The organism is Brevundimonas sp. FG8 (genome assembly GCF_057808845.1).
In genome coordinates, this window is record NZ_JBMDIU010000011.1 from 12931 (window position 1) to 33961 (window position 21031).

At 69.0% G+C, this 21031-nt stretch carries 22 protein-coding genes and 1 other RNA gene; 14 read left to right on the top strand and 9 right to left on the bottom strand.

What is annotated here, in order from left to right:
* The first annotated feature begins 55 nt into the window (after nucleotides 1–55).
* The 3 genes from phnC to phnE are packed head-to-tail and all read left to right on the top strand — an operon-like array spanning nucleotide 56 to nucleotide 3761.
* The gene (phnC, locus tag ACODRV_RS14855) at nucleotides 56–850 is read left to right on the top strand and encodes a phosphonate ABC transporter ATP-binding protein (protein WP_141627878.1); all 795 of its coding nucleotides are present in this window, start codon (nucleotides 56–58) and stop codon (nucleotides 848–850) included.
* The gene (gene phnD, locus ACODRV_RS14860; protein ID WP_488908828.1) at nucleotides 847–1866 is read left to right on the top strand and encodes a phosphate/phosphite/phosphonate ABC transporter substrate-binding protein; all 1020 of its coding nucleotides are present in this window, start codon (nucleotides 847–849) and stop codon (nucleotides 1864–1866) included. The genes phnC and phnD overlap by 4 nt, the downstream gene beginning before the upstream one ends.
* 56 nt (nucleotides 1867–1922) lie before the next feature.
* Nucleotides 1923–3761 carry a phosphonate ABC transporter, permease protein PhnE gene (phnE, locus tag ACODRV_RS14865; RefSeq protein ID WP_370450975.1) on the top strand — a complete coding sequence of 613 codons (1839 nt, stop codon included), beginning with the start codon at nucleotides 1923–1925 and terminating at the stop codon, nucleotides 3759–3761.
* Between the two features lie 143 nt (nucleotides 3762–3904).
* On the opposite strand, the gene thrS is transcribed toward phnE, so the two are convergent.
* The 5 genes from thrS to ACODRV_RS14890 are packed head-to-tail and all read right to left on the bottom strand — an operon-like array spanning nucleotide 3905 to nucleotide 8234.
* Nucleotides 3905–5833, bottom strand: a complete 1929-nt coding sequence (gene thrS, locus ACODRV_RS14870) for a threonine--tRNA ligase (RefSeq protein ID WP_488908829.1) — start codon at nucleotides 5831–5833, stop codon at nucleotides 3905–3907.
* The gene (gene yidD, locus ACODRV_RS14875; RefSeq protein WP_141627875.1) at nucleotides 5833–6090 is read right to left on the bottom strand and encodes a membrane protein insertion efficiency factor YidD; all 258 of its coding nucleotides are present in this window, start codon (nucleotides 6088–6090) and stop codon (nucleotides 5833–5835) included. Before yidD ends, thrS begins: the two co-directional genes overlap by 1 nt.
* Before the next feature lie 46 nt (nucleotides 6091–6136).
* Complete coding sequence (locus ACODRV_RS14880; RefSeq protein WP_141627874.1) at nucleotides 6137–6607, bottom strand: iron-sulfur cluster assembly scaffold protein; 471 nt, start codon at nucleotides 6605–6607, stop codon at nucleotides 6137–6139.
* A gap of 43 nt (nucleotides 6608–6650) precedes the next feature.
* The gene (locus ACODRV_RS14885; RefSeq protein WP_488908830.1) at nucleotides 6651–7313 is read right to left on the bottom strand and encodes an HAD-IA family hydrolase; all 663 of its coding nucleotides are present in this window, start codon (nucleotides 7311–7313) and stop codon (nucleotides 6651–6653) included.
* Nucleotides 7314–7364: 51 nt separating this feature from the next.
* Entirely contained in the window at nucleotides 7365–8234 is an 870-nt protein-coding gene (locus ACODRV_RS14890) for a tetratricopeptide repeat protein (protein ID WP_488908831.1), read from the bottom strand.
* A 75-nt stretch (nucleotides 8235–8309) separates the two neighbouring features.
* Between ACODRV_RS14890 and ACODRV_RS14895 the strand changes: the two genes are divergently transcribed.
* Both ACODRV_RS14895 and ACODRV_RS14900 read left to right on the top strand, forming a co-directional pair.
* Complete coding sequence (locus ACODRV_RS14895) at nucleotides 8310–9686, top strand: leucyl aminopeptidase family protein (protein ID WP_488908832.1); 1377 nt, start codon at nucleotides 8310–8312, stop codon at nucleotides 9684–9686.
* Nucleotides 9687–9860: 174 nt separating this feature from the next.
* Entirely contained in the window at nucleotides 9861–10634 is a 774-nt protein-coding gene (locus ACODRV_RS14900; protein WP_240811667.1) for a C40 family peptidase, read from the top strand.
* A gap of 82 nt (nucleotides 10635–10716) precedes the next feature.
* On the opposite strand, the gene ACODRV_RS14905 is transcribed toward ACODRV_RS14900, so the two are convergent.
* A complete protein-coding gene (locus ACODRV_RS14905) occupies nucleotides 10717–11433 on the bottom strand; it encodes a c-type cytochrome (RefSeq protein WP_141627871.1) in 717 nt (238 codons plus the stop codon).
* A 150-nt stretch (nucleotides 11434–11583) separates the two neighbouring features.
* Here ACODRV_RS14905 and ACODRV_RS14910 point away from each other — a divergent pair, with 150 nt between their 5' ends.
* A complete protein-coding gene (locus ACODRV_RS14910) occupies nucleotides 11584–12315 on the top strand; it encodes a 3-deoxy-manno-octulosonate cytidylyltransferase (protein WP_141627870.1) in 732 nt (243 codons plus the stop codon).
* Between the two features lie 3 nt (nucleotides 12316–12318).
* Here the strand turns inward: ACODRV_RS14910 and ACODRV_RS14915 are convergent, their stop codons facing one another.
* Both ACODRV_RS14915 and nudC read right to left on the bottom strand, forming a co-directional pair.
* Nucleotides 12319–12681, bottom strand: a complete 363-nt coding sequence (locus ACODRV_RS14915) for a four helix bundle protein (protein WP_141627869.1) — start codon at nucleotides 12679–12681, stop codon at nucleotides 12319–12321.
* Between the two features lie 101 nt (nucleotides 12682–12782).
* Nucleotides 12783–13715: an NAD(+) diphosphatase gene (nudC, locus tag ACODRV_RS14920; RefSeq protein ID WP_141627868.1), complete on the bottom strand. Its 933-nt coding sequence runs from the start codon at nucleotides 13713–13715 to the stop codon at nucleotides 12783–12785.
* Between the two features lie 58 nt (nucleotides 13716–13773).
* Between nudC and ffs the strand changes: the two genes are divergently transcribed.
* Nucleotides 13774–13867: signal recognition particle sRNA small type (gene ffs / locus ACODRV_RS14925), an RNA gene on the top strand.
* A 179-nt stretch (nucleotides 13868–14046) separates the two neighbouring features.
* Entirely contained in the window at nucleotides 14047–15915 is a 1869-nt protein-coding gene (locus tag ACODRV_RS14930; protein ID WP_141627867.1) for a DNA polymerase III subunit gamma/tau, read from the top strand.
* Nucleotides 15916–15991: 76 nt separating this feature from the next.
* Here the strand turns inward: ACODRV_RS14930 and ACODRV_RS14935 are convergent, their stop codons facing one another.
* A complete protein-coding gene (locus tag ACODRV_RS14935) occupies nucleotides 15992–16606 on the bottom strand; it encodes a malonic semialdehyde reductase (RefSeq protein ID WP_488908833.1) in 615 nt (204 codons plus the stop codon).
* A 163-nt stretch (nucleotides 16607–16769) separates the two neighbouring features.
* Here ACODRV_RS14935 and ACODRV_RS14940 point away from each other — a divergent pair, with 163 nt between their 5' ends.
* The 6 genes from ACODRV_RS14940 (at nucleotide 16770) to ACODRV_RS14965 (ending at nucleotide 20974) form a co-directional block, all read left to right on the top strand.
* A complete protein-coding gene (locus ACODRV_RS14940; RefSeq protein ID WP_141627865.1) occupies nucleotides 16770–17099 on the top strand; it encodes a YbaB/EbfC family nucleoid-associated protein in 330 nt (109 codons plus the stop codon).
* The gene (locus ACODRV_RS14945; RefSeq protein WP_141627864.1) at nucleotides 17099–17473 is read left to right on the top strand and encodes a CPCC family cysteine-rich protein; all 375 of its coding nucleotides are present in this window, start codon (nucleotides 17099–17101) and stop codon (nucleotides 17471–17473) included. Before ACODRV_RS14940 ends, ACODRV_RS14945 begins: the two co-directional genes overlap by 1 nt.
* Complete coding sequence (gene recR, locus ACODRV_RS14950) at nucleotides 17473–18075, top strand: recombination mediator RecR (RefSeq protein ID WP_488908834.1); 603 nt, start codon at nucleotides 17473–17475, stop codon at nucleotides 18073–18075. The genes ACODRV_RS14945 and recR overlap by 1 nt, the downstream gene beginning before the upstream one ends.
* Nucleotides 18076–18172: 97 nt before the next feature.
* The gene (locus ACODRV_RS14955) at nucleotides 18173–18397 is read left to right on the top strand and encodes a hypothetical protein (protein WP_141627862.1); all 225 of its coding nucleotides are present in this window, start codon (nucleotides 18173–18175) and stop codon (nucleotides 18395–18397) included.
* Nucleotides 18394–19437 (top strand): SPFH domain-containing protein, encoded by a 1044-nt coding sequence (locus ACODRV_RS14960; protein ID WP_488908835.1) that lies wholly within the window; start codon nucleotides 18394–18396, stop codon nucleotides 19435–19437. Before ACODRV_RS14955 ends, ACODRV_RS14960 begins: the two co-directional genes overlap by 4 nt.
* Nucleotides 19438–19705: 268 nt before the next feature.
* Nucleotides 19706–20974 carry a DNA recombination protein RmuC gene (locus ACODRV_RS14965; RefSeq protein WP_488908836.1) on the top strand — a complete coding sequence of 423 codons (1269 nt, stop codon included), beginning with the start codon at nucleotides 19706–19708 and terminating at the stop codon, nucleotides 20972–20974.
* Nucleotides 20975–21031 lie beyond the last annotated feature (57 nt).

Here is a 21031-nt window from a genome sequence, read left to right on the forward strand (position 1 = left end):
CACGCCTTCACGGGCGATGCGGCGCGCCCTTTTGCAACCGCATCCCCGCGTGCTCATGACCTCAGCCACCGTAGCCGTCGCGTCCGTCAAGGACGTGTCCAAGACCTTCGGCGCCCGCAAGGCCCTGAACGGCGTCTCCGTCGAGGTCGGCGCAGGCGAGATGGTCGCCCTGATCGGCCCCTCGGGTTCCGGCAAGTCGACGCTTCTGCGTTCGATCACCGGGCTGCAGTCGATTGACCCGGGCGGCACCATCTCCGTCTTCGGTGAGGTGGTTCAGAAGGACGGCCGCGTGACCGGCAGGGTCCGCGCCGCGCGCCAGAAGCTGGGCATGATCTTCCAGCAGTTCAATCTGGTCGGTCGCCTGTCGCTGTTCTCCAACGTCATGCTCGGCGCGCTCGGCCGTCTGCCGGGCTGGCGGGGTCTGTTCGGCGCCTGGCCGACGGCCGACAAGGACCGCGCCATGGCCGCCCTGCACCGCGTGGGCGTGTCGGACTACGCGGCCCAGCGCGCCAACACCCTGTCGGGCGGTCAGCAGCAGCGCGGCGCCATCGCCCGCGCCATCGTGCAGGGCGCCCAGGCCATTCTGGCCGATGAGCCCGTCGCCTCGCTGGACCCGGTTTCGGCCCGCAAGGTGATGGAGCTGCTGGTTGAGCTGAACAAGCGCGACGGCCTCGGCGTCATCGTCACCCTGCACCAGGTCGACTACGCCATCCGCTACTGCGAGCGCGTGATCGCCCTTCAGAAGGGCAAGGTGGTCTACGACGGTCCGTCGACCGGTCTGGACACCGCGCGTCTGATCGAAATCTACGGGCCGGAGTTCGAGGACGCCTTCTGGGAAGCCAAGGCATGATCCTGTCCGGCTGGACGCGCCATAACGGCAACGGCGCTGCCGCCGTGGTCGCCCTGGCCCTGTCCGGCCTGGCCCTCGCCGCCTGCGGCGAGCGCGACGGGGTGTCCGGAAAGTCCGCCGAGACGATCAGCTTCTCCATCCTGTCAGCCCAGGGGCAGGCCTCGGCCGGGCCCCTGTGGCAGCCGTTGCTGGACGATATGTCCAAGGCCATCGGCGCGCCGGTGGAGCCGCATTTCGCCTCGACCTACGCCGCCCTCGTCGAGGATATGAAGCGGGGGCAGGTTCAGGCCGGCTGGTTCTCGGCACAGCCCGCCATTGACGCCATCCGCGACGCCGACGCCGAACTGATCGCCCGCACCGTCAGCCCTGACGGTCTGGAGAGCTATCGCGCCACCCTGATCGTCAAGGCGGGCTCGGGCATCACGCTGGAAAGCGTCATGGCCTGCGGTCGCCGCTACAGTTTCGGCATCGGCGACGCCCAGTCGACCTCGGGCACGCTGGCCCCGGTGACCTGGCTGTTCAATCCGCGCGGCATCGACCCGGAGCGCTGCTTCTCCACCGTCCGGTCGAACAACCACGAGCGCAACGCCTTCGAGGTCGCCTCCGGCGTGCTGGACGTCGCCACCTCCAACACCGTCAGCGCCGCCGCCCTGCGCGCCCAGAACCCGACGCTGGCCGAGCAGATTCAGGTCATCTGGCAGTCGCCCCCGATCCCGGAGGGCGGCATCGTCGTCCGTGAGGATCTGGACCCGGCGATCAAGGAGAAGATCCGCAGCTTCTTCCTGACCTACGGGCAGGGGAACGGGGTCGAGGCCGAGCGCCAGCGTCAGGTGCTGGCCGCCCTGCGTTATTCGCGGTTCAACGCCGCCGACGACGACTATCTGGATCCGGTTCGCGAGATGATGGCGGACCAGAGACTGACCGCCGCCCGCACCGCCCGTGACGCCGAAGGCGTCGCCGCGGCCGAGCAGGAACTGCAAAGCCTTCGGGCGAAACGACGTGAGGTTCAGCCGTGAACCCCCTCCAGACCACCCCAGCCGCCCGTTCGGGCGCGTTCCGGAAAGCCATGGGCATGAGCCGCCTTCGTACTGTCTTCGCCGCCGTTCTGGCGCTCGCCGTGGTCGTCCTCGGCCTGACCACGGTCCCTGCCGCCGCGCAGGCGCAGGAGCGCCCGCAAAAGCTGGTCTTCACCATCCTTTCGGCGGAAGGCCAGGCCTCGTCGGGCCCGCTGTGGCAGCCGCTGCTGGATGATCTGGAGCGCGCCGTCGGCATTCCGGTCGAGCCCATCTTCGGCTCGAACTACAGCGTGCTGGTCGAGGCCATGAGCGCCGATCAGGCCCAGATCGGCTGGTTCTCGGCCCTGCCCGCCGTGCAGGCCATCGATCGCGCCGGCGCCGAAGTCGTCGCCCGCACCGTCGATATCGAGGGCAAGGATTCCTACACCTCGACCCTGATCGTGAAGAAGGGCTCGGGCGTCACGCTCGACGACGTCGTGCGTTGCGACCGTAAACTTGATTTCGGCATCGGCGACGCCCAGTCGACCTCGGGCACCCTGGCCCCGATGACCTACTTCTTCAGCCCGCGGAACATCGACCCGCGGACCTGCTTCGCCACCGTCCGTTCGGCCAGCCACCAGGCCAACTCCTTCTCCATCGCCAACGGGCAGGTGGATGTCGCCACCTCGAACTCGGTCAACACCGTCTTCCTGCGTCGCCAGAACCCGCGCATCGCCGACCAGATCGAGGTGATCTGGGAATCGCCCCCCATTCCGGAGTCGGGCATCCTGATCCGCGGCGATCTGCCCGCCGACGTAAAGGCGAAGATCCGCCAGTTCTTCGTCACCTACGGTCAGGGCTACGGCGCTGATGTCGCCCGTCAGCGCGAGATCATGACCAGGCTGAACTACTCCCAGTTCCGCGCCGCCGATAACAGCTATCTGGACCCCATCCGCGAGATGAAGGCCGACCAGGCCAAGCGTGAAGGCCGTCCGCCCGAAGTCGCCCCGCCGTCCAAGACCCAGCAGTTCACCAAATGGGCGCCCTTCGCCCTGATCGGCCTTCTGGCGATCGTCGCCATCATCATGAACCTGCTGCCCAAGCCGGCCCCGGTTCAGCTCGACGCCGCGACCATTCCGCAGCCGCCGAAAAAGTCGCTGGCCGCCTGGTCGCTGGACGTCCTGCTATGGGGCGGTTTCGCCATCATCCTGATCGCGGCCTTCAACCGCGTGGGTCTGCCGAACATCGGCAACCTCTTCTCCAATCCGGAAAAGATGCAGGAGTACGGTCGCGACTTCCTGAGCCCTGATCTGAGCCAGTGGCAACTGCTGGTTGGCCAGATGTGGCTGACGGTGCAGATCGCCCTGTGGGGCACCTTCCTGGCCGTCTTTTTGGCCGTGCCGCTCAGCCTGATGGCGTCGCGCAACCTGTCGCCCGCCTGGCTGGTGTGGCCGGTGCGCCGCCTGATGGACCTGCTGCGCTCGGTGCCTGATCTGGTGGTCGCCACCCTGTTCATCGTCGCCGTGGGGCTCGGCCCGCTGGCCGGCGTGCTCGCCATCGGCTTCAACACCGCCGGTGTTCTGGCCAAGCTGTTCTCGGAAGCCGTCGAGTCGATCGACAAGGGGCCCATCGAGGGGGTGAAGGCGACCGGCGGCGGCCGTCTGCACGAGATCGCCTGGGGCGTCATTCCGCAGGTGGCGCCGCTGTGGACCTCCTTCGCCCTGTACCGCTTCGAATCGAACAGCCGCGCGGCCACCGTGCTGGGCCTGATCGGCGCCGGCGGCATCGGCCAGACGCTGTTCGAGGCCCTGCAGGGCTTCGAATATTCCAAGGTCTCGACCATCGCGATCATCATCGTCGTGGCCGTCACCCTGATCGACATGCTGTCGCAGGCGATGCGCAAGCGGCTCCTCTGAGCCGCCTGCCATCGGCGCACGAAAAAGCCCGCCTCGTGATCCACGGGGCGGGCTTTCTGTTTCAGCCTTGCGGTGGTGAAGAGTGAAAAGTGAGCGAGGAGTGAGCGCTCAAGTCCCGCTCACTGACACCCCGTGCCCACGCTTCACCCGGCCCGCTTCAGATCCGGCGGGGTCGCTTCGTCGGTCAGGATGCGGATGGCTTCCTCGACGGTGACCAGTTCCTGGGCCTGCGAGCCGAGGCGGCGGATGGCGACCTTGCCTTCCTCGGCCTCCTTCTTCCCGACCACGGCGATGACCGGGACCTTGGCGACCGAGTGCTCGCGCACCTTGTAGCCGACCTTCTCGTTGCGCAGGTCGATCTCGGTGCGCAGACCGGCGGCCCTGAACTTGGCCACCACCTCGTGGGCGTAGTCGTCGGCGTCCGACACGATGGTCGCCACCACGGCCTGAACCGGCGCCAGCCACAGCGGGAAGGCCCCGGCGTAGTTCTCGATCATGATGCCGATGAAGCGCTCGAACGAGCCCAGGATCGCGCGGTGCAGCATGACCGGGCGGTGCTTCTGGCCATCCTCGGCGATGTAGGTCGCATCCAGACGTTCCGGCAGGACATAGTCCAGCTGGATCGTGCCGCAGGTCCATTCGCGGCCGATGGCGTCCTTGACGATGAAGTCCAGCTTGGGCGCGTAGAAGGCGCCGTCGCCCTCGGTCACGACCGGCTCGGTCCCGGCGGCGCGGGCGGCATCGGCCATCAGGGCCTCGGCCTTGTCCCAGAACTCGTCCGTGCCGGCGCGGTTCTCGGGGCGGGTGCCCAGGCTGATGTAGGCCGTTTCCATGCCCAGGTCGGCGTGGACCGAACGGGCCAGCTTGATGAACTCGGCCGTCTCCTCGACGATCTGGTCCTCGCGGCAGAAAATGTGGGCGTCGTCCTGGGTGAAGCCGCGCACCCGCATCAGGCCGTGCAGCGAACCCGACGGTTCATAGCGGTGGCAGGCGCCGAACTCGGCCATGCGCAGCGGCAGTTCACGGTATGAGCGCTGACCCTGATCGAAGATCTGCACGTGGCCCGGGCAGTTCATCGGCTTCAGGCTCAGTTCCTCGCCCTCGACCGTCTCGCAGACGAACATGTTGGGACGGTACTTGTCCCAGTGGCCGCTCTGTTCCCAGAACTTGCGGTCCAGCACCTGCGGGGTCTTCACCTCGACGTAGCCGGCCTTGTCCAGACGGCGGCGCATATAGGCTTCCAGCACGCGCCACAGAACCCAGCCCTTGGGGTGCCAGAAGACCATGCCCCGGCCCTCTTCCTGCATGTGGAAGAGCTCCATGGCCTTGCCGACCTTGCGGTGGTCGCGCTTCTCGGCCTCCTCCAGACGCTTCAGATAGGCGTCCAGGTCGGCCTGGTTGGCCCAGGCCGTCGCATAGATGCGCTGCAGCTGCTCGCGCTTGCTGTCGCCGCGCCAGTAGGCCCCGGCGACCTTGGTCAGCTTGAAGGCCTTGCCGACGAATTTCGTCGTCGGGAAGTGGGGGCCGCGGCACAGGTCGGCCCAGCCGCCGGTGCGATAGACCGTGATCGTCTCGCTGGCGGGCAGGTCGCGGATCAGCTCGGCCTTGAACTTCTCGCCCTTGGCCTCGAACATCGCCACGGCCTCGTCGCGGTCCCAGACCTCGCGCACCAGCTTCTCGTCGCGATCGACGATCTCGGCCATCCGCTTCTCGATCGCGGCGAAGTCGTCCGTCGAGAAGGGCTCCTCGCGGAAGAAGTCGTAATAGAACCCGTCCTCGATGGCCGGGCCGATGGTCACCTGGGTGCCGGGGAACAGCTCCTGCACCGCCTGCGCCAGAATGTGAGCGGCGTCGTGCCGAATGGTCTCCAGCGCGTCCGGATCGTCGCGCATGATCAGCTTGAAGTCGCCGCTGCCTTCGAGCGGACGATCAAGGTCCCATTGCTGGCCGTTGATCTCGACCAGCGCGGCCCGCTTGGCCAGCGAGGGCGAGATGGAGGCGGCGACGTCACGGCCCGTGGCGCCGTCATCATACTGTCGGCTGGCGCCGTCGGGGAATTTGAGTTCGATCATCAGTCTGTCTTTTCGGGCGGCGGCGGCACCGGATCATAGGTCCAGTCCATGCCGCTGAAGGGATGGCATTTACAGAGGCGTCGGATGGTGAGCCATCCCCCCCGGATCGGGCCGTGCTGGATCAGCGCGTCCCGGCCGTAGTCGGAGCAGGTCGGTCGAAACCGGCAGTGCTGTCCGATCAGGGGCGACAGCGTCACCTTGTACCCGCGATGGGCAAGGCGGACGCCGTGTTCATAAAGGGTATCGCCGAGGGCCATGTCGGTTGCGCTTATCAACCGCGAGCGCGGCTACGACAAGCGACGATCAGGCCGCACCGGCGAGCCTAGTTCGTGTGTCGGGGGTCTTGCGGCCCAAGGCCTGGGTGACGGCCTCCAGCGTCGCCTCGATGGCGACCATGGTGGACGCGTGGCGCGCCGGATAGTCGGCGACCTGTTTCAGGGCGCGCAGGCCCTCGAAACGACCCTCGGGGCCTTCGCCGCCGGACTTGAGCATGGCCAGCATGGCGTCACGCGCGGCGGCCAGTTCCGGCTCCGTCGCGCCGATCACGGCCTCGCCCAGCACGCCCGCGGCGGCCTGACCGAGGGCGCAGGCCTTCACATCCTGCGCGAAGCTTTCGATCCGGCCGTCGGCGTCCAGCGTCACATCGACCACGGCCTTGGAGCCGCACAGCTTGGCGACCCGTTCGCCGGTCCCTTCGGGCGCGGGCAGTCGGCCGCTATGCGGCAGGTTCGCCGCCAGCGTCAGGATGCGCGCGCTGTAAAGCTCGTCGATCATGGCCGTGAAGATAAGGGCTGCGGGCGGGGGAGGGAAGGCGCTGTCACAGCGTCAGTCGCATCCCGTCCGTCCCGACCTCCAGCGCTGAATCCCCATAGTCGGCCAGCTTCGGGTGATCCGTCGTCAGCGGATGCGTCCACGCCGCCGTGATGACCACCACGCCCGCGCCTGCGGCCTCACCGGCCCTGATGCCCGCCTCGGCGTCCTCGAACACCAGACAGTCGGCGATGTCGAAGCCCAGCCGTTCCGCCGCCAGCAGATAGCCCGCCGGGTCCGGCTTGCCGCGCTCGACCTGTTCGGCCGTGATCATCACGGCGGGGGGCGTCACGCCCGCCGCCCTCAGCCGCGCCTCGGCCAGCGGCACGGTGGCCGATGTCACGACGGCCCAGCGGTCCGGCGGCAGGCGTTTCACGAAGTCGATGGCCCCGGCGATGGGCACGACGCCGTCCAGATCCTCGATCTCGCCGCGCTCGACCCAGGCCACCTCGGCCTCAAGGTCGATGCCAGGCAGGTTCTGCTTGCGGATGGTGTCAGCGGCGCGGACGCCGTGAATGGTGGGGATGAAGTGCTCCACATCCAGTCCGTGCCGTTCGGCCCAACGACCCCAGACACGTTCCGCGGCGGCGGTGGAGGTGATCAGGGTTCCGTCCATGTCGAACAGGAACGCCTGCCAGAGGCGGGGCGAAACCGGGGGAGGGGAGGCCATGCCCCTGTTCACCACAGGGGACGTCGGCGAACAACCGGCCCCGGCGCCTGATCAGCCGCCTTGCAGCGAGGTCCAGGTGCGTCCCGGCGCGGCGGCGGCCTGTTGCGAGCCACCGGCGAGGCGGGCCTGAAGCCAGGCCAGATTGCTGTCGGCTTGCTCGGGCGGAAGGTTGCGGCGCAGGATCTGTTCGGCCTCGCCCATCTTGCCGGTCAGGCCCAGCACCATGGCGAGGTTCAGCCGCACCTTCAGCGAGGCGCCCGGCTGGGCGGCCGCGCGGCGCAGCAGGGGCTCGGCGGCGGCGTTGTCGCCCTTGGCCATGGCTGAGACCGCCATATTGGTCAGCACGTCCGGGTTCTCGGGCGAGATGGCCAGCGCCTGCGCCCAGGCGTCCCGGGCGTCTTCCGTGCGGCGCACCTGCTCATAGGCGGCGCCCAGCAGGGACCATGGCCGCCAGTCGCCCGGCCGGGCGTCGCGCGCCTGCTCCAGCGCCTGAATTCCGTAAAAGGCCTGACCGCGCGCGATGTGACCCCGACCGACCTCCAGCATGGCGTCATAGTTGGTCGGCTGCACCATCAGCACGCGCTGGGCCTGATCGGCGGCCTGATCGTAGCGACCCAGTTCACGCAGGGCCTGCGCCGCCTTCACGCCCGCGACCGGGTCGTTCGGCGCGATCTCGGCTTCCTGCGTCCAGAAGACGGAGCGGGTCAGGGCGTCGGCGCGATCGGCGGCGGTTCGGGCCTCGGCGCTGGCGGGCGTCGGCGCGGGGCGCGGCGCGGCGGCCTCCGGCGCTGCGGCGGGCTGGGGCGGGAGCAACGATTGCGGTTGCTGCGCCGGCGCGGGCGTGGCGAGCGCGGCGAACAGGGCCCCGGCCAAGACACCAGGTAGGGCAATGGTTGCGATACGGGCGGTCGTGCGCGACATGGATAAGGCGCTCCGGGAAGGTCGGCCACAGAATCGGTCTTCCGCGTCAACTGCTGGTTAACAAAGGCCGTCGCCATGTCCGTTCTTCATCCCGACCTCCTGACCGCCGACGCCACGGGCGCGCTTCCGGTCCGCGTGGTGGGCAGGGATGCGGCCTTGTCGGGAGCCGAAGCCGCATGGGCCTCCGCCAATGACTTCACCGGCAAGGCGGGCCAGTTACTTCTGTTGCCCGGCGCGGACGGCGCCCTGACCGGCGCCCTGTTCGGCGCGGGCGAGCGCTTCGATCCGCTCAGCGCCCGCGCCCTGTCGGCCAAGCTGCCCCCGGGCCTGTGGCGTCTGGAGGGCGTCGAGGGCGAGGAGGCGTCGCAGGCGGCTCTGGCCTTCGCGCTCGGGGCCTATCGTTTCGACCGCTACAAGACGAAGCCCGCGACCGGCGCGCGACTGGCCGTCCCGGGCGTCGAGGTCCAGCCCCTGCTCGATATCGCCGCCGCCTGCGCCCTGACGCGCGAGATGGTCGACACCCCCGCCGCCGACATGGGGCCGCTGCAGATCGAGACCATCGCCCGCGAGATCGCCGAAAGCGCGGGCGCGACGATCTCGGTCATCACCGGCGACGCCCTGCTGGACGAGAACTACCCCTCGGTGCACGCGGTCGGTCGCGCCGCCGCCCCGCATCGCGCCCCGCGCGTCATCGAGATCGGCTGGAACCTCGAAAAGACCGACCTGCCGCTGGTCGCCCTCGTCGGCAAGGGCGTGGTCTTCGACACCGGCGGTCTGGACCTCAAGCCCGCGGCGGGCATGCGCAATATGAAGAAGGACATGGGCGGCTCGGCCCATGTGCTGGGCCTCGGTCGTCTGGTCATGCAGGCGAAGCTGCCGGTGCGTCTGGTCGTCCTGGTCGCGGCGGTCGAGAACGCGGTCTCCGGCGACGCCTTCCGCCCCGGCGACATCCTGAACACCCGCAAGGGCCTGACCATCGAGGTCGGCAACACCGACGCCGAGGGCCGTCTGATCCTCGCCGATGTCCTGACCCGCGCGACCGAGCACAATCCGGACCTGACGCTGGACTTCGCCACCCTGACCGGCGCCGCCCGCATGGCGCTGGGACCGGAGCTGCCGCCGCTTTATACGGATGACGAGGTGCTGGCCGCGGACATGCTCAGCGCCGCGAAGGATGTCGGCGACCCCCTGTGGCGTATGCCGCTGTGGCCCGGCTACAAGCCCGCGCTGGAAGCCGAGATCGCCGACCTGCGCAACGACCCCGCCGCCTGGGCGCAGGCCGGCTCGGTCACCGCCGCCCTCTTCCTGCAGAAGTTCGCGCCCGAAACCGGCGCCTGGGCCCACATGGACATCTTCGCCTGGAACCCCCGCGCCCGCCCCGGCTGGCCCGAAGGCGGTGAGGCTCAGGGCCTGCGGGCGTCGTTCGAGATGCTGCGCCGTCGCTTCGGGTGAGGGATTAGGGATTAGGGATCAGAGATTAGGGGGGGAGGGTCGCTCGGGCGGCTTGGGACGGGCTCCGTCAGCCTAATCCCTGATCCCTAGTCCCTAATCCCTCCCTCCGGGGCCGCGTTAACCGCCCCTCCACCACCGCGCGTTATAACACCGGCTCAACCGGACGAGCCTTGTTTGACCGCAGCCGCCGACATTCTGGACCCCCGCACGACGCTGGCCCGGCCCGATCTGGCCGAGCAGGCGCTTGAGGGCGTTGTCCCCGCCGCGACCTATCGCGCGACCCGGCCCATGCGCTGCGCCGCGCCGGTGGCCGACGTCAGCGGCGAAACCGGCGCGCGCGTCGATCAGCTGATCTTCGGTGAGATTTTCGACGTTCTGGACGCCGACGGCGACCGCCTGTGGGGCCGGGCGCGCCGCGACGGCGTGGTCGGCTGGGTCGCCCGCGCGGACCTTACCGAGGGCGCGGTCCTGCCGACCGCCCGTGTCGCCGCCGTCGACGCCGCCCTGCCGCTGAACGCCCTTGTGATCGAGGGCGAGGACCCCGGCTTCCAGCCCGTCGGCGACTTCGAAAACGATCCTGTCGCCGTGGCCGAGCGCTTGCTGGGCGTGCCCCATGTCCCCGGCGCCCGCACTTCGCGCGGGACCGATTGCGCCGGTCTGGTTCAGCAGGCCCTCTACGCCTGCGGTCGCGCCGCGCCCCGCTATCCGGACCAGCAGGCCGAACTGGGCGTTGAAGTCGCCCGCGCCGAGGCCCGCCGGGGCGATCTGGTCGTCTGGCTGCACGACGATCTGGGACCGTGGAACGGCCACTCCGCCATCCTGCTCGACGCCGACCGCGTCCTGCACGCCACCGGCCACCACGGCGCGGTGGTCGTCGAGGGATTGGCCGAAGCCGAGGCCCGCTATGCGGCGGACGGATTCGGGACGGCGGTGTTCAGAAGGCTGTAGTCCCTGAAGCTATCGGCGGGACGACCCCAACGAAAAAGGCCCCGCCGTCGCCGGCGGGGCCTTTCCGTATCTGCGACCGACCTCAGCCTCCGGTCGGAGCGCTGGTCGCGGCGGGCGGGGCCGCCGGGGTCGCCTGCGTGGTCGCCGGAGCGGCGCCTTCAGCGGCCGGAGCCGTCGCTTCCGTGGCGGCGGCGCCTTCGGCCGGAGCCGCGCCTTCCGCCGGAGCGGCGGCGCCCGGCTGGCGCGCGGGATCCGGCGCCGGGATGGCGAAGCCGCCCGAGCCTTGCGAGCGCAGCCAGGCGATCAGGTCGATACGGGTCTGCTGGTCGCGAATACCGGCGAACGACATCTTGGTGCCCGGCACGTAACGGGCCGGAGCGGTGATGAACTGGTCGAGCTGGTCGTAGCCCCAGGTCGGCGCCTCGGCCTTGTGAGCGCTCATGGCGTCCGAATAGGCGAAGCCCGCGCGGTGCATGACCGGGCCGCCGACGACGCCGTAGAGGTTCGGACCAATCCCGTCCGGGCCGCCGGAGGCGATGTTGTGACAGGCCTGGCAGCGCGCGAAGGCCGCTTCGCCCTTGGCCAGATCGGCGGCCGGCAGGACAGTGCCCCAATCCGGCGGCAGCACCACTTCCTCGGCGCCGCCGGCGGCTTCTTCCGGCGCGTCAACGAAGTAGCCCATCTTTTCAGGGGCCTCGGTGTGGTAGATCGCGCCGGTCACCTGCTGCACGCCGACGATGACCAGGCCCACCGCCAGAGCGGCGCCGAAAATCTTGTTCCACTTCAGATCGCCGCTCATCGCGTCGTCGCATCCCGTAAGTTAGGGCCCGGCCGAATGAACGGCGGGCGAATTCTTGCGTGGGCGTCTCTTACACGCTAGCGCGGCCTTCGCAACCGGCCCGGAGCGACCTTTCGGCGCGTCCGGCGTCGCAGGCAACGAGGCAGACCGATGAATCCGCTGATAATGATTCCCGCTCGCATGGCGGCGACCCGTCTGCCCAACAAGCCGCTGGCCGATATCGGGGGCAAGCCGATGATCGTGCGGGCCTATGAACAGGCCGCCCTGTCGGGACTTCAGGTCGCCGTGGCGGCGGGCGATCAGGAGATCGTGGACGCCATCGAGGCCATCGGCGGCGTCGCCGTCCTGACCGATCCGGACCTGCCGTCGGGCTCGGACCGTATCCGCGCCGCGCTGGAGGCCATCGACCCGGACGGCGACTTCGATGCGGTGATCAATCTGCAAGGCGACATGCCGTTCGCCGACCCCGGCCTCGCCACCGCCTGCGCCGCCCTGCTGCACGGTCAGCCGGAGTGCGACATCGCGACCCTGGTGGCGCCGGAGGCCGATCTGTCCGACCGCTCCAACCCCGATGTGGTCAAGGCCGTGCTGGCCCTGTCCGAGGGCGAGCGCCATGGCCGCGCCCTCTATTTCACCCGCTCGACCCTGTACGGCGACGCCCCCGTTTGGCGGCATATCGGCCTGTACGGCTACCGCCGTGAGGCCCTGCTGAAATTCTGCGCCGCCCCGCCGTCGCCGCTGGAGAAGCGCGAAAAGCTGGAACAGCTCCGCGCGCTCGAAATGGGCCTGCAAATCTGGGCCGCCGTCATCGACGAGGCGCCCCTGTCGGTCGACAATCCGGCGGATCTGGAGGCGGCGCGGGAACAGGCGGTAAGGGATTAGGGATTAGGGATTAGGTGCGAGCTTGGTTCTGAGACCGGTCAGCATTCGCCCAACTTCCTCGGTCCGCGAAAGAAGATCATCGACAGTGCCGGCGGGTGCGAGGCCGAGGCGCTTGATGATCAGCAGGAACGTCTCGAGTTCGGCTGCTGACCCTCGCGCGATGCTGACGAAATGCGCGTAATCGCGTCGTGTGCTCCGGGCGTTGCCCTCTGCCAGATTGGCAGGGATGGACGCTGAGCATCGGACGATTTGTCCGGACATCCGATACATCTCTTCTTTCGGCATCTGGCGGGTCAGTTCGTAAACCAGACATGCGAGGTCGAGCCCCTTTTGCCAGACCGCAAGCTCTCGATGCGATTGCGCCATCTTTGTTCGCTCCCAAACCAAGGCGAACAATCATGGCGCGAAATCAGCTTTCTTGAAGTTGATCGAGCCTAATCCCTAATCCCAAATCCCTAATCCCTCACTCAGACATCAAACCCATCCACCCACGCCTGAATCAGCGTGCGGGCGATGGCGACTCGCGGCGGCGCCTTGATGGTCGGGTGCGTCCCCGCCAGCACCTCGGCGGCTTCCGCCCGCGTCAGCCACGCCACCGCCTCCAGCTCCGTCTGGTCCGGGCGGGCGTCGTCGCTGTCCACCTCGGCGAACAGGCCGATCATCAGCTGGGACGGGAAGGGCCAGGGCTGGCTGGAGTGGTAGCGAACCTTCGTCGCCGTCAGGCCCGCCTCTTCCGCGATCTCGCGGGCGCAGCCTTCCTCGATGCTCTCGCCCGGTTCAAGGAAGCCCGCCAGCGCGGACATCCGGCCCTCAGGCCAGGCCGCCTGACGGCCCAGCAGGCAGCGGTCTTCGGTCCCGCCTTTATGAATGACCAGCATGATGGTGACCGGGTCCACGCGCGGGAAATGCTCGGTCTTGCAGGCCGGGCAGATGCGCTTCCAGCCGCCCGAAGCCGTGTCGCTGGCGTGGCCGCAGGCGGCGCAGAAGCCATGTCGCGCGCGCCAGTCGAACAGGCTCTTGGCCAGTCCCGCCATGGCGGCGTCCGCGGCGGACAGCACGCCCGCCGCCTCGCGCATGTCCATGAAGGCGCCCAGCCCCTGCAGCGGTCCCGCCGCCGGATCGACCGGTCCTTCGACTTCAATGGCGAAGACCGGAGCCTCCTTCCACAGGCCCAGAAAGACTTCCCGGTCCGGCACGACGTCGCGGGCGTGGCCCAGCGACAGCCATTGCAGGCGCGGCCCGTCCGCATGGTCCTCGACCAGCGGCCTGCCCTGCCACATCACCAGCGCCAGTGCTTCCGGATTGGCCTCCTGCTCGGCCAGCCAGGCCGGGTCGTTTCGTCTGTCCCCCGCCCGGTCGAGCGGATTGCCTGCGAACGTGTTCTGGATCGAAAGGGGCATGCCGTCCTGTCTAGCAAGCCCACGCTTGCATCGGCGAGCCCAAACCGCCATATCTCGTCTCGGAGATCGCGGGCGAAGGCTTCGCCAATCTGGTCAGGGCCGGAAGGCAGCAGCCACAACGAATTCCCCTTCGGGTCGCGGTCTCCACCTTTCCTGACATTTGAAGTGCTCTAACGCTCGCGACGCGGTCGCTCGCTGCTTGAGCGCGGGATCATTGCTCCCCCTTTGGGGAGGGGGACCGCGCATCGCGTGGTGGAAGGGCGCCAGACCGCCCACAACTCCCTCGTCGCGCCCCCTTCGCCCCGGCGCTCCGTCGGGTTAAGACGGGCGTATGAGCGATACCGACCCCGACCTCGACGGCCCTCCGTGGGACGAAGACGCCCCCGAGGCGGTGGAAGAGCGCGACCCCAACACCGACGACATGTTCGGCGCCCCGGCTCCGGCGCCCGAGGCGGCTCCCGCGCCTGAGCCGGTGAAGGCCGCCGCGCCGCCCGCCGCGCCCAAGCCCGCGCCCGCCGGCGAACCGGCCGAGGATGACGGCGCCGCCTATCAGGTGCTGGCCCGCAAATATCGTCCGCGCACCTTCGAGGACCTGATCGGGCAGGAGGCGATGGTGCGCACCCTGACCAACGCCTTCGCCACGGGGCGGATCGCCCACGCCTTCATGCTGACCGGCGTGCGGGGGGTCGGCAAGACGACCACGGCCCGCCTGCTGGCCCGCGCCCTGAACAACGAGACCGACGTCATCGACCGGCCCTCGCTGGAGCTGACGGCCCACGGCCGGCACGACGCCGCCATCATGGCCGGTCAGCACATGGACGTCATGGAGATGGACGCCGCCTCCCACACGGGCGTCAACGACATCCGCGACATCCTCGAAAGCGTCCGCTACGCCCCGGTCGAGGCGCGCTACAAGGTCTACGTCCTCGACGAGGTCCACATGCTGTCGACGCAGGCGTTCAACGCCCTGCTGAAGACGCTGGAGGAGCCGCCGCCCCACGCCAAATTCATCTTCGCCACCACCGAAATCCGCAAGGTGCCGGTGACCATCCTGTCCCGCTGCCAGCGTTTCGACCTGCGCCGCGTCGAGCCGGAAATCCTTGTCGAGCACCTCGGCCGCGTCGCGGATCGCGAGGGCATGAAGATCGAGCAGGAGGCCCTGGCCCTGATCGCCCGCGCCGCCGAAGGCTCGGTCCGGGACGGCCTGTCCCTGCTGGATCAGGCGCTGGTGCAGGGTGAACGCGGCGAGACGGTGCAGGCCACGGTCGTGCGCGACATGCTGGGTCTGGCCGACCGCACCCAGACCATCGCCCTGTTCGAGGCGATCATGGCGGGCCGCACGCCCGAGGCGCTGGAGCTGTTCCGCACCCTCTACGGCTTCGGCGCCGATCCGGTGCAGGTGACCAACGACCTGCTCGAGCACTGCCACGCCGCCTCGGTGGCCAAGATGCTGGGGCCGAACGCCACCCGCCTGCCCAATGATCAGGCCCAGAAGCTGACGGCGCTGGGCGCGGTCATCTCGGCCGGGACCCTGTCGCGCACCTGGCAGATGCTGCTCAAGGCGCTGGACGAGGTGCGCCGCGCGCCCAATCCCGCCGACGCCGTGGAAATGGCCATCGTGCGTCTGGCCTACGCCGCCGACCTGCCGGGGCCGGAGGAGGCGCTGAAAGCCCTGCGCGACGGCGAGCCTGTCGGCGGCGGCCCCGGCTCCGGCCAGCGTGTCGGCGGCGGGGGAGGGGGCGGCGCCTCGGCCCAACTGGCTGTCCGCCCCATGGCCGCGCCCGCCCTGCCGGACCCCCAGTCCTTCGAACAGGTCGTCGCCCTGATCGGCGAGAAGCGCGAGGTCGGCCTGCAGATGGACGTGCAGCGCTTCGTCCGCCCCGTGGCCTTCAAGCCCGGCGCCATCACCTATGAAAGCGTGCAGGGCGCGCCGGTCGATCTGGCCCGGCGCCTGTCCGGTCGCCTGAAGGAGTGGACCGGCCGCACCTGGCTGATCGCCGCCAACGGTCAGGGCGGCGGCGAAACCATCATCGAGATCGACAAGCGCAAGCGCGCCGAGGAGCGCGCCGAGGTCGAGGCCGATCCCTTCGTGAAGGCGATCATGGACGCCTTCCCGGGCGCCCGCATCGGTGAAATCCGCAAGCTCGCCGACCCCATCGAACTGCCGGTGATCCCGGACGAGGCGGACGAGGAAGACTAGCCGGCAGTGAGCAGGCGGCAGTGAGCAGGAAGGGTTTGCCCGCTACCGCCTGATCCCAATCCTGCTGCCTGCCGCCTCATAGAATCCGCGACGCCTCCTCGAACGCCAGACGCGGCGACCTCGGGAACAGGTTGTCGTCGTTGCCGTAGCCGATGTTCATGATGAAGTTCGGCTCGACGTTGTTGTCCGGGAAGAACTCGGCCTTCACGCCCGCGGGGTCGAAGCCCGACATCGGGCCGACGTCCAGACCCAGCGCCCGCGCGGCGAGGATCAGATAGCCGCCCTGCAGCGAGGCGTTGCGGAAGGCGCTTTCGCGGCGCATCGCCTCGTCGGCGAACCAGTCCTTGGCGCCGGGCGCGTGCGGGAACAGGGTCGGCAGGGTCTCGGGGAAGTCGAGGTCCTGACCGATGATCACGGTGACGGGCGCCTGGGCGGTCTTGGCCCGGTTGCCCTCGGCCATCAGCGGCACGAGGCGCGCCTTGGCCTCCGGCGAGGTCACGAAGATGAAGCGGGCCGGGGTGTTGTTCACCGCCGTCGGACCGAATTTGGTCAGGTCGTACAGCTTGCGAAGCAGGGCTTCCGGCACGGGACGGTCTGTCCAGCCGTTTCGGGTGCGCGCTTCGGTGAAGAGTTGGGCGAGAGCGGCCTCGGAAAGCGGGGCGTCGCGGTCGGTCAGGGCGTCAAAGGCCATCGAATGGTCCCTCCAGAATTTCAAACTGCAACAGCAGTAGGTGCGAAATAGGAGGGCGCGGCATGGCCGCCAAGGGGCTCTGTCACATTTTCTGTTACGGATAGCTGTCCGGCGGTGATCGACCCCCCTGTCGCCCGCGCCCTGAACCGCCTATCTAGGGGGCATGAAAGACCTCAACGCCCTCATGCAGCAGGCCCAGCAGATGCAGCAGCGTCTGCAGGACGCCCAAGCCAAAATGGCTGAAACCTCCGCGTCCGGTTCGTCCGGCGGCGGGCTTGTCACCGTCGCGCTCAAGGGCGCGGGCGAGATCACCGGCGTCACCATCGACGACAGCCTGCTGGTCCCCGGCGAAGGCGAGATCCTCGCCGACCTGATCGTGGCCGCCCACGCCGACGCCAAGCGCAAGCTGGACGAGGTCAACGCCGCCCTGATGCGCGAGGCCGCCGGTCCGATGGCGGGCATGAACATCCCCGGGATGCCCAAGCTCTTCTGATGAACGGGCTCGGGGGGGTGACCTGCGCGTGCTGCGGCTACCGCACCCTCTCCGAAGGGCCCGGGGGCTATGAAATCTGTCGCGTCTGCTGGTGGGAGGACGATCCCGTTCAGCTCGCCTCGCCCCTGCTCAGGGGTGGGGCCAACACAGTCAGCCTCGCCGAGGCCCAGCTCTATTTCATCAGCGCCGGGGTGAGCGACCCCTCCTTCACCGTCCACGTTCGCCCCCCGGCGGATGATGAGGTCGCCGACCCCGCCTGGCGGCCCTGGAATGCCAGGATGGACGCCGAAGGGGACCGGACGATCCGGACCGGGCTCGACTATTTCCACGCCGTCGGCCTCGGGCCGGACTCACCCTACTGGTTGAAAGCCTGATGGCCGCCTCCGCCGGACCTGAAATCGAACGCCTGATCAGCCTGCTGTCCAAACTGCCGGGCATGGGACCGCGTTCGGCCCGCCGCGCGGCGCTGGCCCTGCTGAAGAAGCGCGAGCAGCTTCTGGTCCCGCTGGCCGCCTCGCTGGCCGAGACGGCGGAGAAGGTCGTCTCGTGCAGCGTCTGCGGCGCGCCCGACACCCGCGATCCCTGCTCCATCTGTTCCGACGGCGCCCGCGACAACGGCCTGATCTGCGTGGTCGAGGAGGCCGGCGCGCTTTGGGCCATGGAACGATCCGGCGCCTTCCGCGGCAAGTATCACGTGCTTGGCGGCCTCCTCTCGGCCCTGGACGGCGTCGGCCCCGACGCCCTGCGCATCGCCGAACTGGTCGGGCGCGTGCGCGGCGGTGAGGCGAGGGAGGTCGTCATGGCCCTGCCCGCCACCGTCGACGGCCAGACCACGGCCCACTACATCGCCGAACGCCTCGCCGGGTCCGGCGTGGAGATCACCAGTCTCGCGCGCGGCGTCCCCGTCGGCGGCGAACTGGACTGGCTGGACGACGGCACCATCGTTCAGGCCCTGCGGGCCCGCCGCCCGGCCTGACGCTCGCCACATCGTCGCACGGCGCGATGATCGCCTATGACCGCTTGAAGCGCCCGCCCAAACAGGCTCCATTGTCGCGGCTTGGGGGAGTGAGCGGATGAAGGTGGTTCTGGTTCTGGTGGCGGGCATCTGCGCCCTGGTCATCGGCTTCATCTTCCTGATCCGCTATGCGGTCCCCCTGATCCTCGAAGCCCATTTCGCCGGCAGCCTCATCACCGCCTCGGTGGTCGGGATCGGCGGCATCCTCATTCTCGTCTGGGCCGGGTGGCGGCTCTGGCGCTGGGCGGCCGACCGCCTCAAGGACAACGGAGACGCCCTGTGACCAATGCGTTCGGCAACATCCCCCGTCTGCCCACCGGCGGCGGATCGAAGGTGGGACGGACCATCGGCATGGTCGTCCTGATCCTCGTGCTGATCGTGGTCGGCGTCGGCGCCGTCTCGTCGTGCAGCGTCACGGTCGAGAGCGGTTATATGGGCATCAAGACCACCAAATTCGGGCCCAACCCCGGCGTTCAGCGCGCCGAACTCGGGCCGGGCTTCCACTGGGAAGGCATCGGCGAGAAGATCCGCACCTACCAGACGCTCCAGCGCACCTACAGCTATACGCGCGAGCCCAACTCCGACGGTCGTGAAAACGAGGAGATCACCTTCTCCGACGTGCTGGGCCTGCCCATGACCGCCGACGTCGCCCTGACCTTCCGCGTGCGTGAGGACAAGGCCGCCGACCTGTATGCGACCTGGCGTCAGGAGTACGACGCCTTCATCGACGGCCCGCTGCGCACCTCGGTGCGGGCCGCCATCGCCCGTGAGACGGAAAAGCTGCCGGTCGCCTGCAACGCACAGCAGTCGGCGCAGGCCGAGATCCAGCCTGTCGTCGTTCCGGGCGGCCAGCCGGTCGCCGCGGGCACGCCCGACAGCGACGACTGCCCCGGCCAGTTGATCGGCCCCGGTCGCCAGATCGTGCTGCAGAAGGCCATGCAGGCCCTGCAACGTGAATGGACGCCGCAGGGGCTGGAGATCATCCGCATGGAGTGGGTCGGCTCGATCCGTTACCCGGAAAGCGTTCTGGCCGCGATCCAGTCGCGCACCACCGCCGAGCAGAACACCCGCGCCGCGCTCGAGCGCGTGAACCTCGAACGCGCCAACGCCGAGGCCCGCATCGCCCAGGCGCGCGGTCAGGCCGAGGCCAACCGTCTGCTGGCCGAATCCATTCGCTCCAACCCCGAGGTCGTGCGCCTGCGCGAGATCGAGCGCACCCTCGGCATCTGCCCGCTCAGCGCGGGCACCTGCGTGGTCGGCTCCGACATCAACGTCTCGGCCCTGATCGCCTCTCGCGACGGGGTGGCGGCCAACAACCGCTGACCGGACCGCGCGCCTGTTCCTGAACGGCGGCTCCGCGCGGGGCCGCCGTCTTCAGTTTCGATACGTCCAGAAATGACGTACCGGCGGTGCAGACTGTCGACATGACGCCCGCAGCCCGCCCCGCCCCGCGCCTCAAGTCTGTCCGCCCCGATAGACGGGATAGACGGGATAGACGGCATAGACGGTGTATTTCACGCGTCTCCACCGTCTCCGCCGTCTCGTTCCGCGGCCCTGTCCGTCGTCCCCGACTCCCGGTAAGGAACGGAGCATGAACGCTTCGCTCGTGTCCCTCGTCGCCGCCGCCATTGTGGCCCTGATCGCGCTCGCATGGGCCCTGATGGAGCGCCGCCGGGCCGCCGCCGCCGACGCCCGGGCGTGGGATCTGTCCCAGCGCTTCGCCGCCACCGAGGCACGGTTGCATCTGGCCGAGGACCAGGCCGCGACCCAGGCCGAGCTCCTGCGCGCCCAGGCCGCCCAATCGGCCCGGACCGTCGCCGAGGAGATGCTGAGGCGCACCGATGAGACCTTCCGCAACCGCGAGCTTCTGGCCCAGCAGCGGATGGATGCCCAGCTGAAGCCCGTCGCCGACACCCTGAAGCTGTTTCAGGAGCAGGTGGCGGCTCTGGAGAAGACCCGCGCCGAGGAAACCGGCGGGCTCAAGGAGCAGCTGGCCCAGTTGATGACCGCCTCCACCGCCACGCGCGACGAGGCGCGCAAGCTGACCGAGGCGCTGCGGGGCAACACCGGCCGTCGCGGTCGCTGGGGCGAGCAGACCTGCCGCAATGTTCTGGAAGCCGCCGGCATGGCCGGGCGGTTCGACTTCGAGGAGCAGAACTCGTCGGCCAATGACGAGGGCCGTCAGCAGCGCCCCGACTTCATCGTTCGCCTGCCCGGCGGCGGCATGTTCGTCATCGACGCCAAGGTGCCGCTGGCGTTCGACGACAGCGCAGATCAGGGGGACGAGGACACCCGCGCCCACGCACGCTCGGTCCGCATCGCCGCCAGCCTGAAAACCCACATGCGTCAGCTGGCCTCCAAGGCCTATCAGGATCAGTTCAAGCCCAGTCCGGACTTCGTGGCCCTGTTCGTCCCCGGCGACGCCTTCCTCGCCGCCGCGCTGGATCACGAGCCGAACCTGCTGACCGACGCCATGGCCTCGCGCGTGGTCATCGTCACCCCGACGACCCTGTTTGCCCTGTGCAAGGCGGTCGCCTACGGCTGGCGCGCCGAGGAGCAGGCGAAGAACGCCGAGGACGTCGCGAAGCTGGGCAAGGAACTCTACAAGCGCCTGTCGGTCATGGGCGGCCACGCCGCGGCCGTCGGGCGGGCGCTCGACACGGCCGTCGGCAAATACAATCAGTTCGTCGGCTCGCTGGAGAGCCAGGTCATGGTCTCGGCGCGTCGTTTCGAGGACCTGCAAGTGGACCACGAAGGCAAGGACATCGCGGAACTGCCGCCCGTCGAGCAATCGCCCCGGACGCTCAGTCGACCGGAGCTGACGGAAAGCGACCGTCTCAGCCTGACCCGGGGCGACTAGAACAAAGTCTCCGTCGATCTGACAAGGGCGCTTGACACGCGCGGCGCTGACTGTAAA

Excerpts from the sequence above, each read along its gene's own strand:
- phnC (WP_141627878.1), top strand. The coding sequence starts at position 56 with ATGACCTCAGCCACCGTAGCCGTCGCGTCCGTCAAGGACGTGTCCAAG.
- phnD (WP_488908828.1), top strand. The coding sequence starts at position 847 with ATGATCCTGTCCGGCTGGACGCGCCATAACGGCAACGGCGCTGCCGCC.
- phnE (WP_370450975.1), top strand. The coding sequence starts at position 1,923 with ATGAGCCGCCTTCGTACTGTCTTCGCCGCCGTTCTGGCGCTCGCCGTG.
- thrS (WP_488908829.1), bottom strand. The coding sequence starts at position 5,833 with ATGATCGAACTCAAATTCCCCGACGGCGCCAGCCGACAGTATGATGAC.
- yidD (WP_141627875.1), bottom strand. The coding sequence starts at position 6,090 with ATGGCCCTCGGCGATACCCTTTATGAACACGGCGTCCGCCTTGCCCAT.
- ACODRV_RS14880 (WP_141627874.1), bottom strand. The coding sequence starts at position 6,607 with ATGATCGACGAGCTTTACAGCGCGCGCATCCTGACGCTGGCGGCGAAC.
- ACODRV_RS14885 (WP_488908830.1), bottom strand. The coding sequence starts at position 7,313 with ATGGCCTCCCCTCCCCCGGTTTCGCCCCGCCTCTGGCAGGCGTTCCTG.
- ACODRV_RS14890 (WP_488908831.1), bottom strand. The coding sequence starts at position 8,234 with ATGTCGCGCACGACCGCCCGTATCGCAACCATTGCCCTACCTGGTGTC.
- ACODRV_RS14895 (WP_488908832.1), top strand. The coding sequence starts at position 8,310 with ATGTCCGTTCTTCATCCCGACCTCCTGACCGCCGACGCCACGGGCGCG.
- ACODRV_RS14905 (WP_141627871.1), bottom strand. The coding sequence starts at position 11,433 with ATGAGCGGCGATCTGAAGTGGAACAAGATTTTCGGCGCCGCTCTGGCG.
- ACODRV_RS14910 (WP_141627870.1), top strand. The coding sequence starts at position 11,584 with ATGAATCCGCTGATAATGATTCCCGCTCGCATGGCGGCGACCCGTCTG.
- ACODRV_RS14915 (WP_141627869.1), bottom strand. The coding sequence starts at position 12,681 with ATGGCGCAATCGCATCGAGAGCTTGCGGTCTGGCAAAAGGGGCTCGAC.
- nudC (WP_141627868.1), bottom strand. The coding sequence starts at position 13,715 with ATGCCCCTTTCGATCCAGAACACGTTCGCAGGCAATCCGCTCGACCGG.
- ACODRV_RS14930 (WP_141627867.1), top strand. The coding sequence starts at position 14,047 with ATGAGCGATACCGACCCCGACCTCGACGGCCCTCCGTGGGACGAAGAC.
- ACODRV_RS14935 (WP_488908833.1), bottom strand. The coding sequence starts at position 16,606 with ATGGCCTTTGACGCCCTGACCGACCGCGACGCCCCGCTTTCCGAGGCC.
- ACODRV_RS14940 (WP_141627865.1), top strand. The coding sequence starts at position 16,770 with ATGAAAGACCTCAACGCCCTCATGCAGCAGGCCCAGCAGATGCAGCAG.
- ACODRV_RS14945 (WP_141627864.1), top strand. The coding sequence starts at position 17,099 with ATGAACGGGCTCGGGGGGGTGACCTGCGCGTGCTGCGGCTACCGCACC.
- recR (WP_488908834.1), top strand. The coding sequence starts at position 17,473 with ATGGCCGCCTCCGCCGGACCTGAAATCGAACGCCTGATCAGCCTGCTG.
- ACODRV_RS14955 (WP_141627862.1), top strand. The coding sequence starts at position 18,173 with ATGAAGGTGGTTCTGGTTCTGGTGGCGGGCATCTGCGCCCTGGTCATC.
- ACODRV_RS14965 (WP_488908836.1), top strand. The coding sequence starts at position 19,706 with ATGAACGCTTCGCTCGTGTCCCTCGTCGCCGCCGCCATTGTGGCCCTG.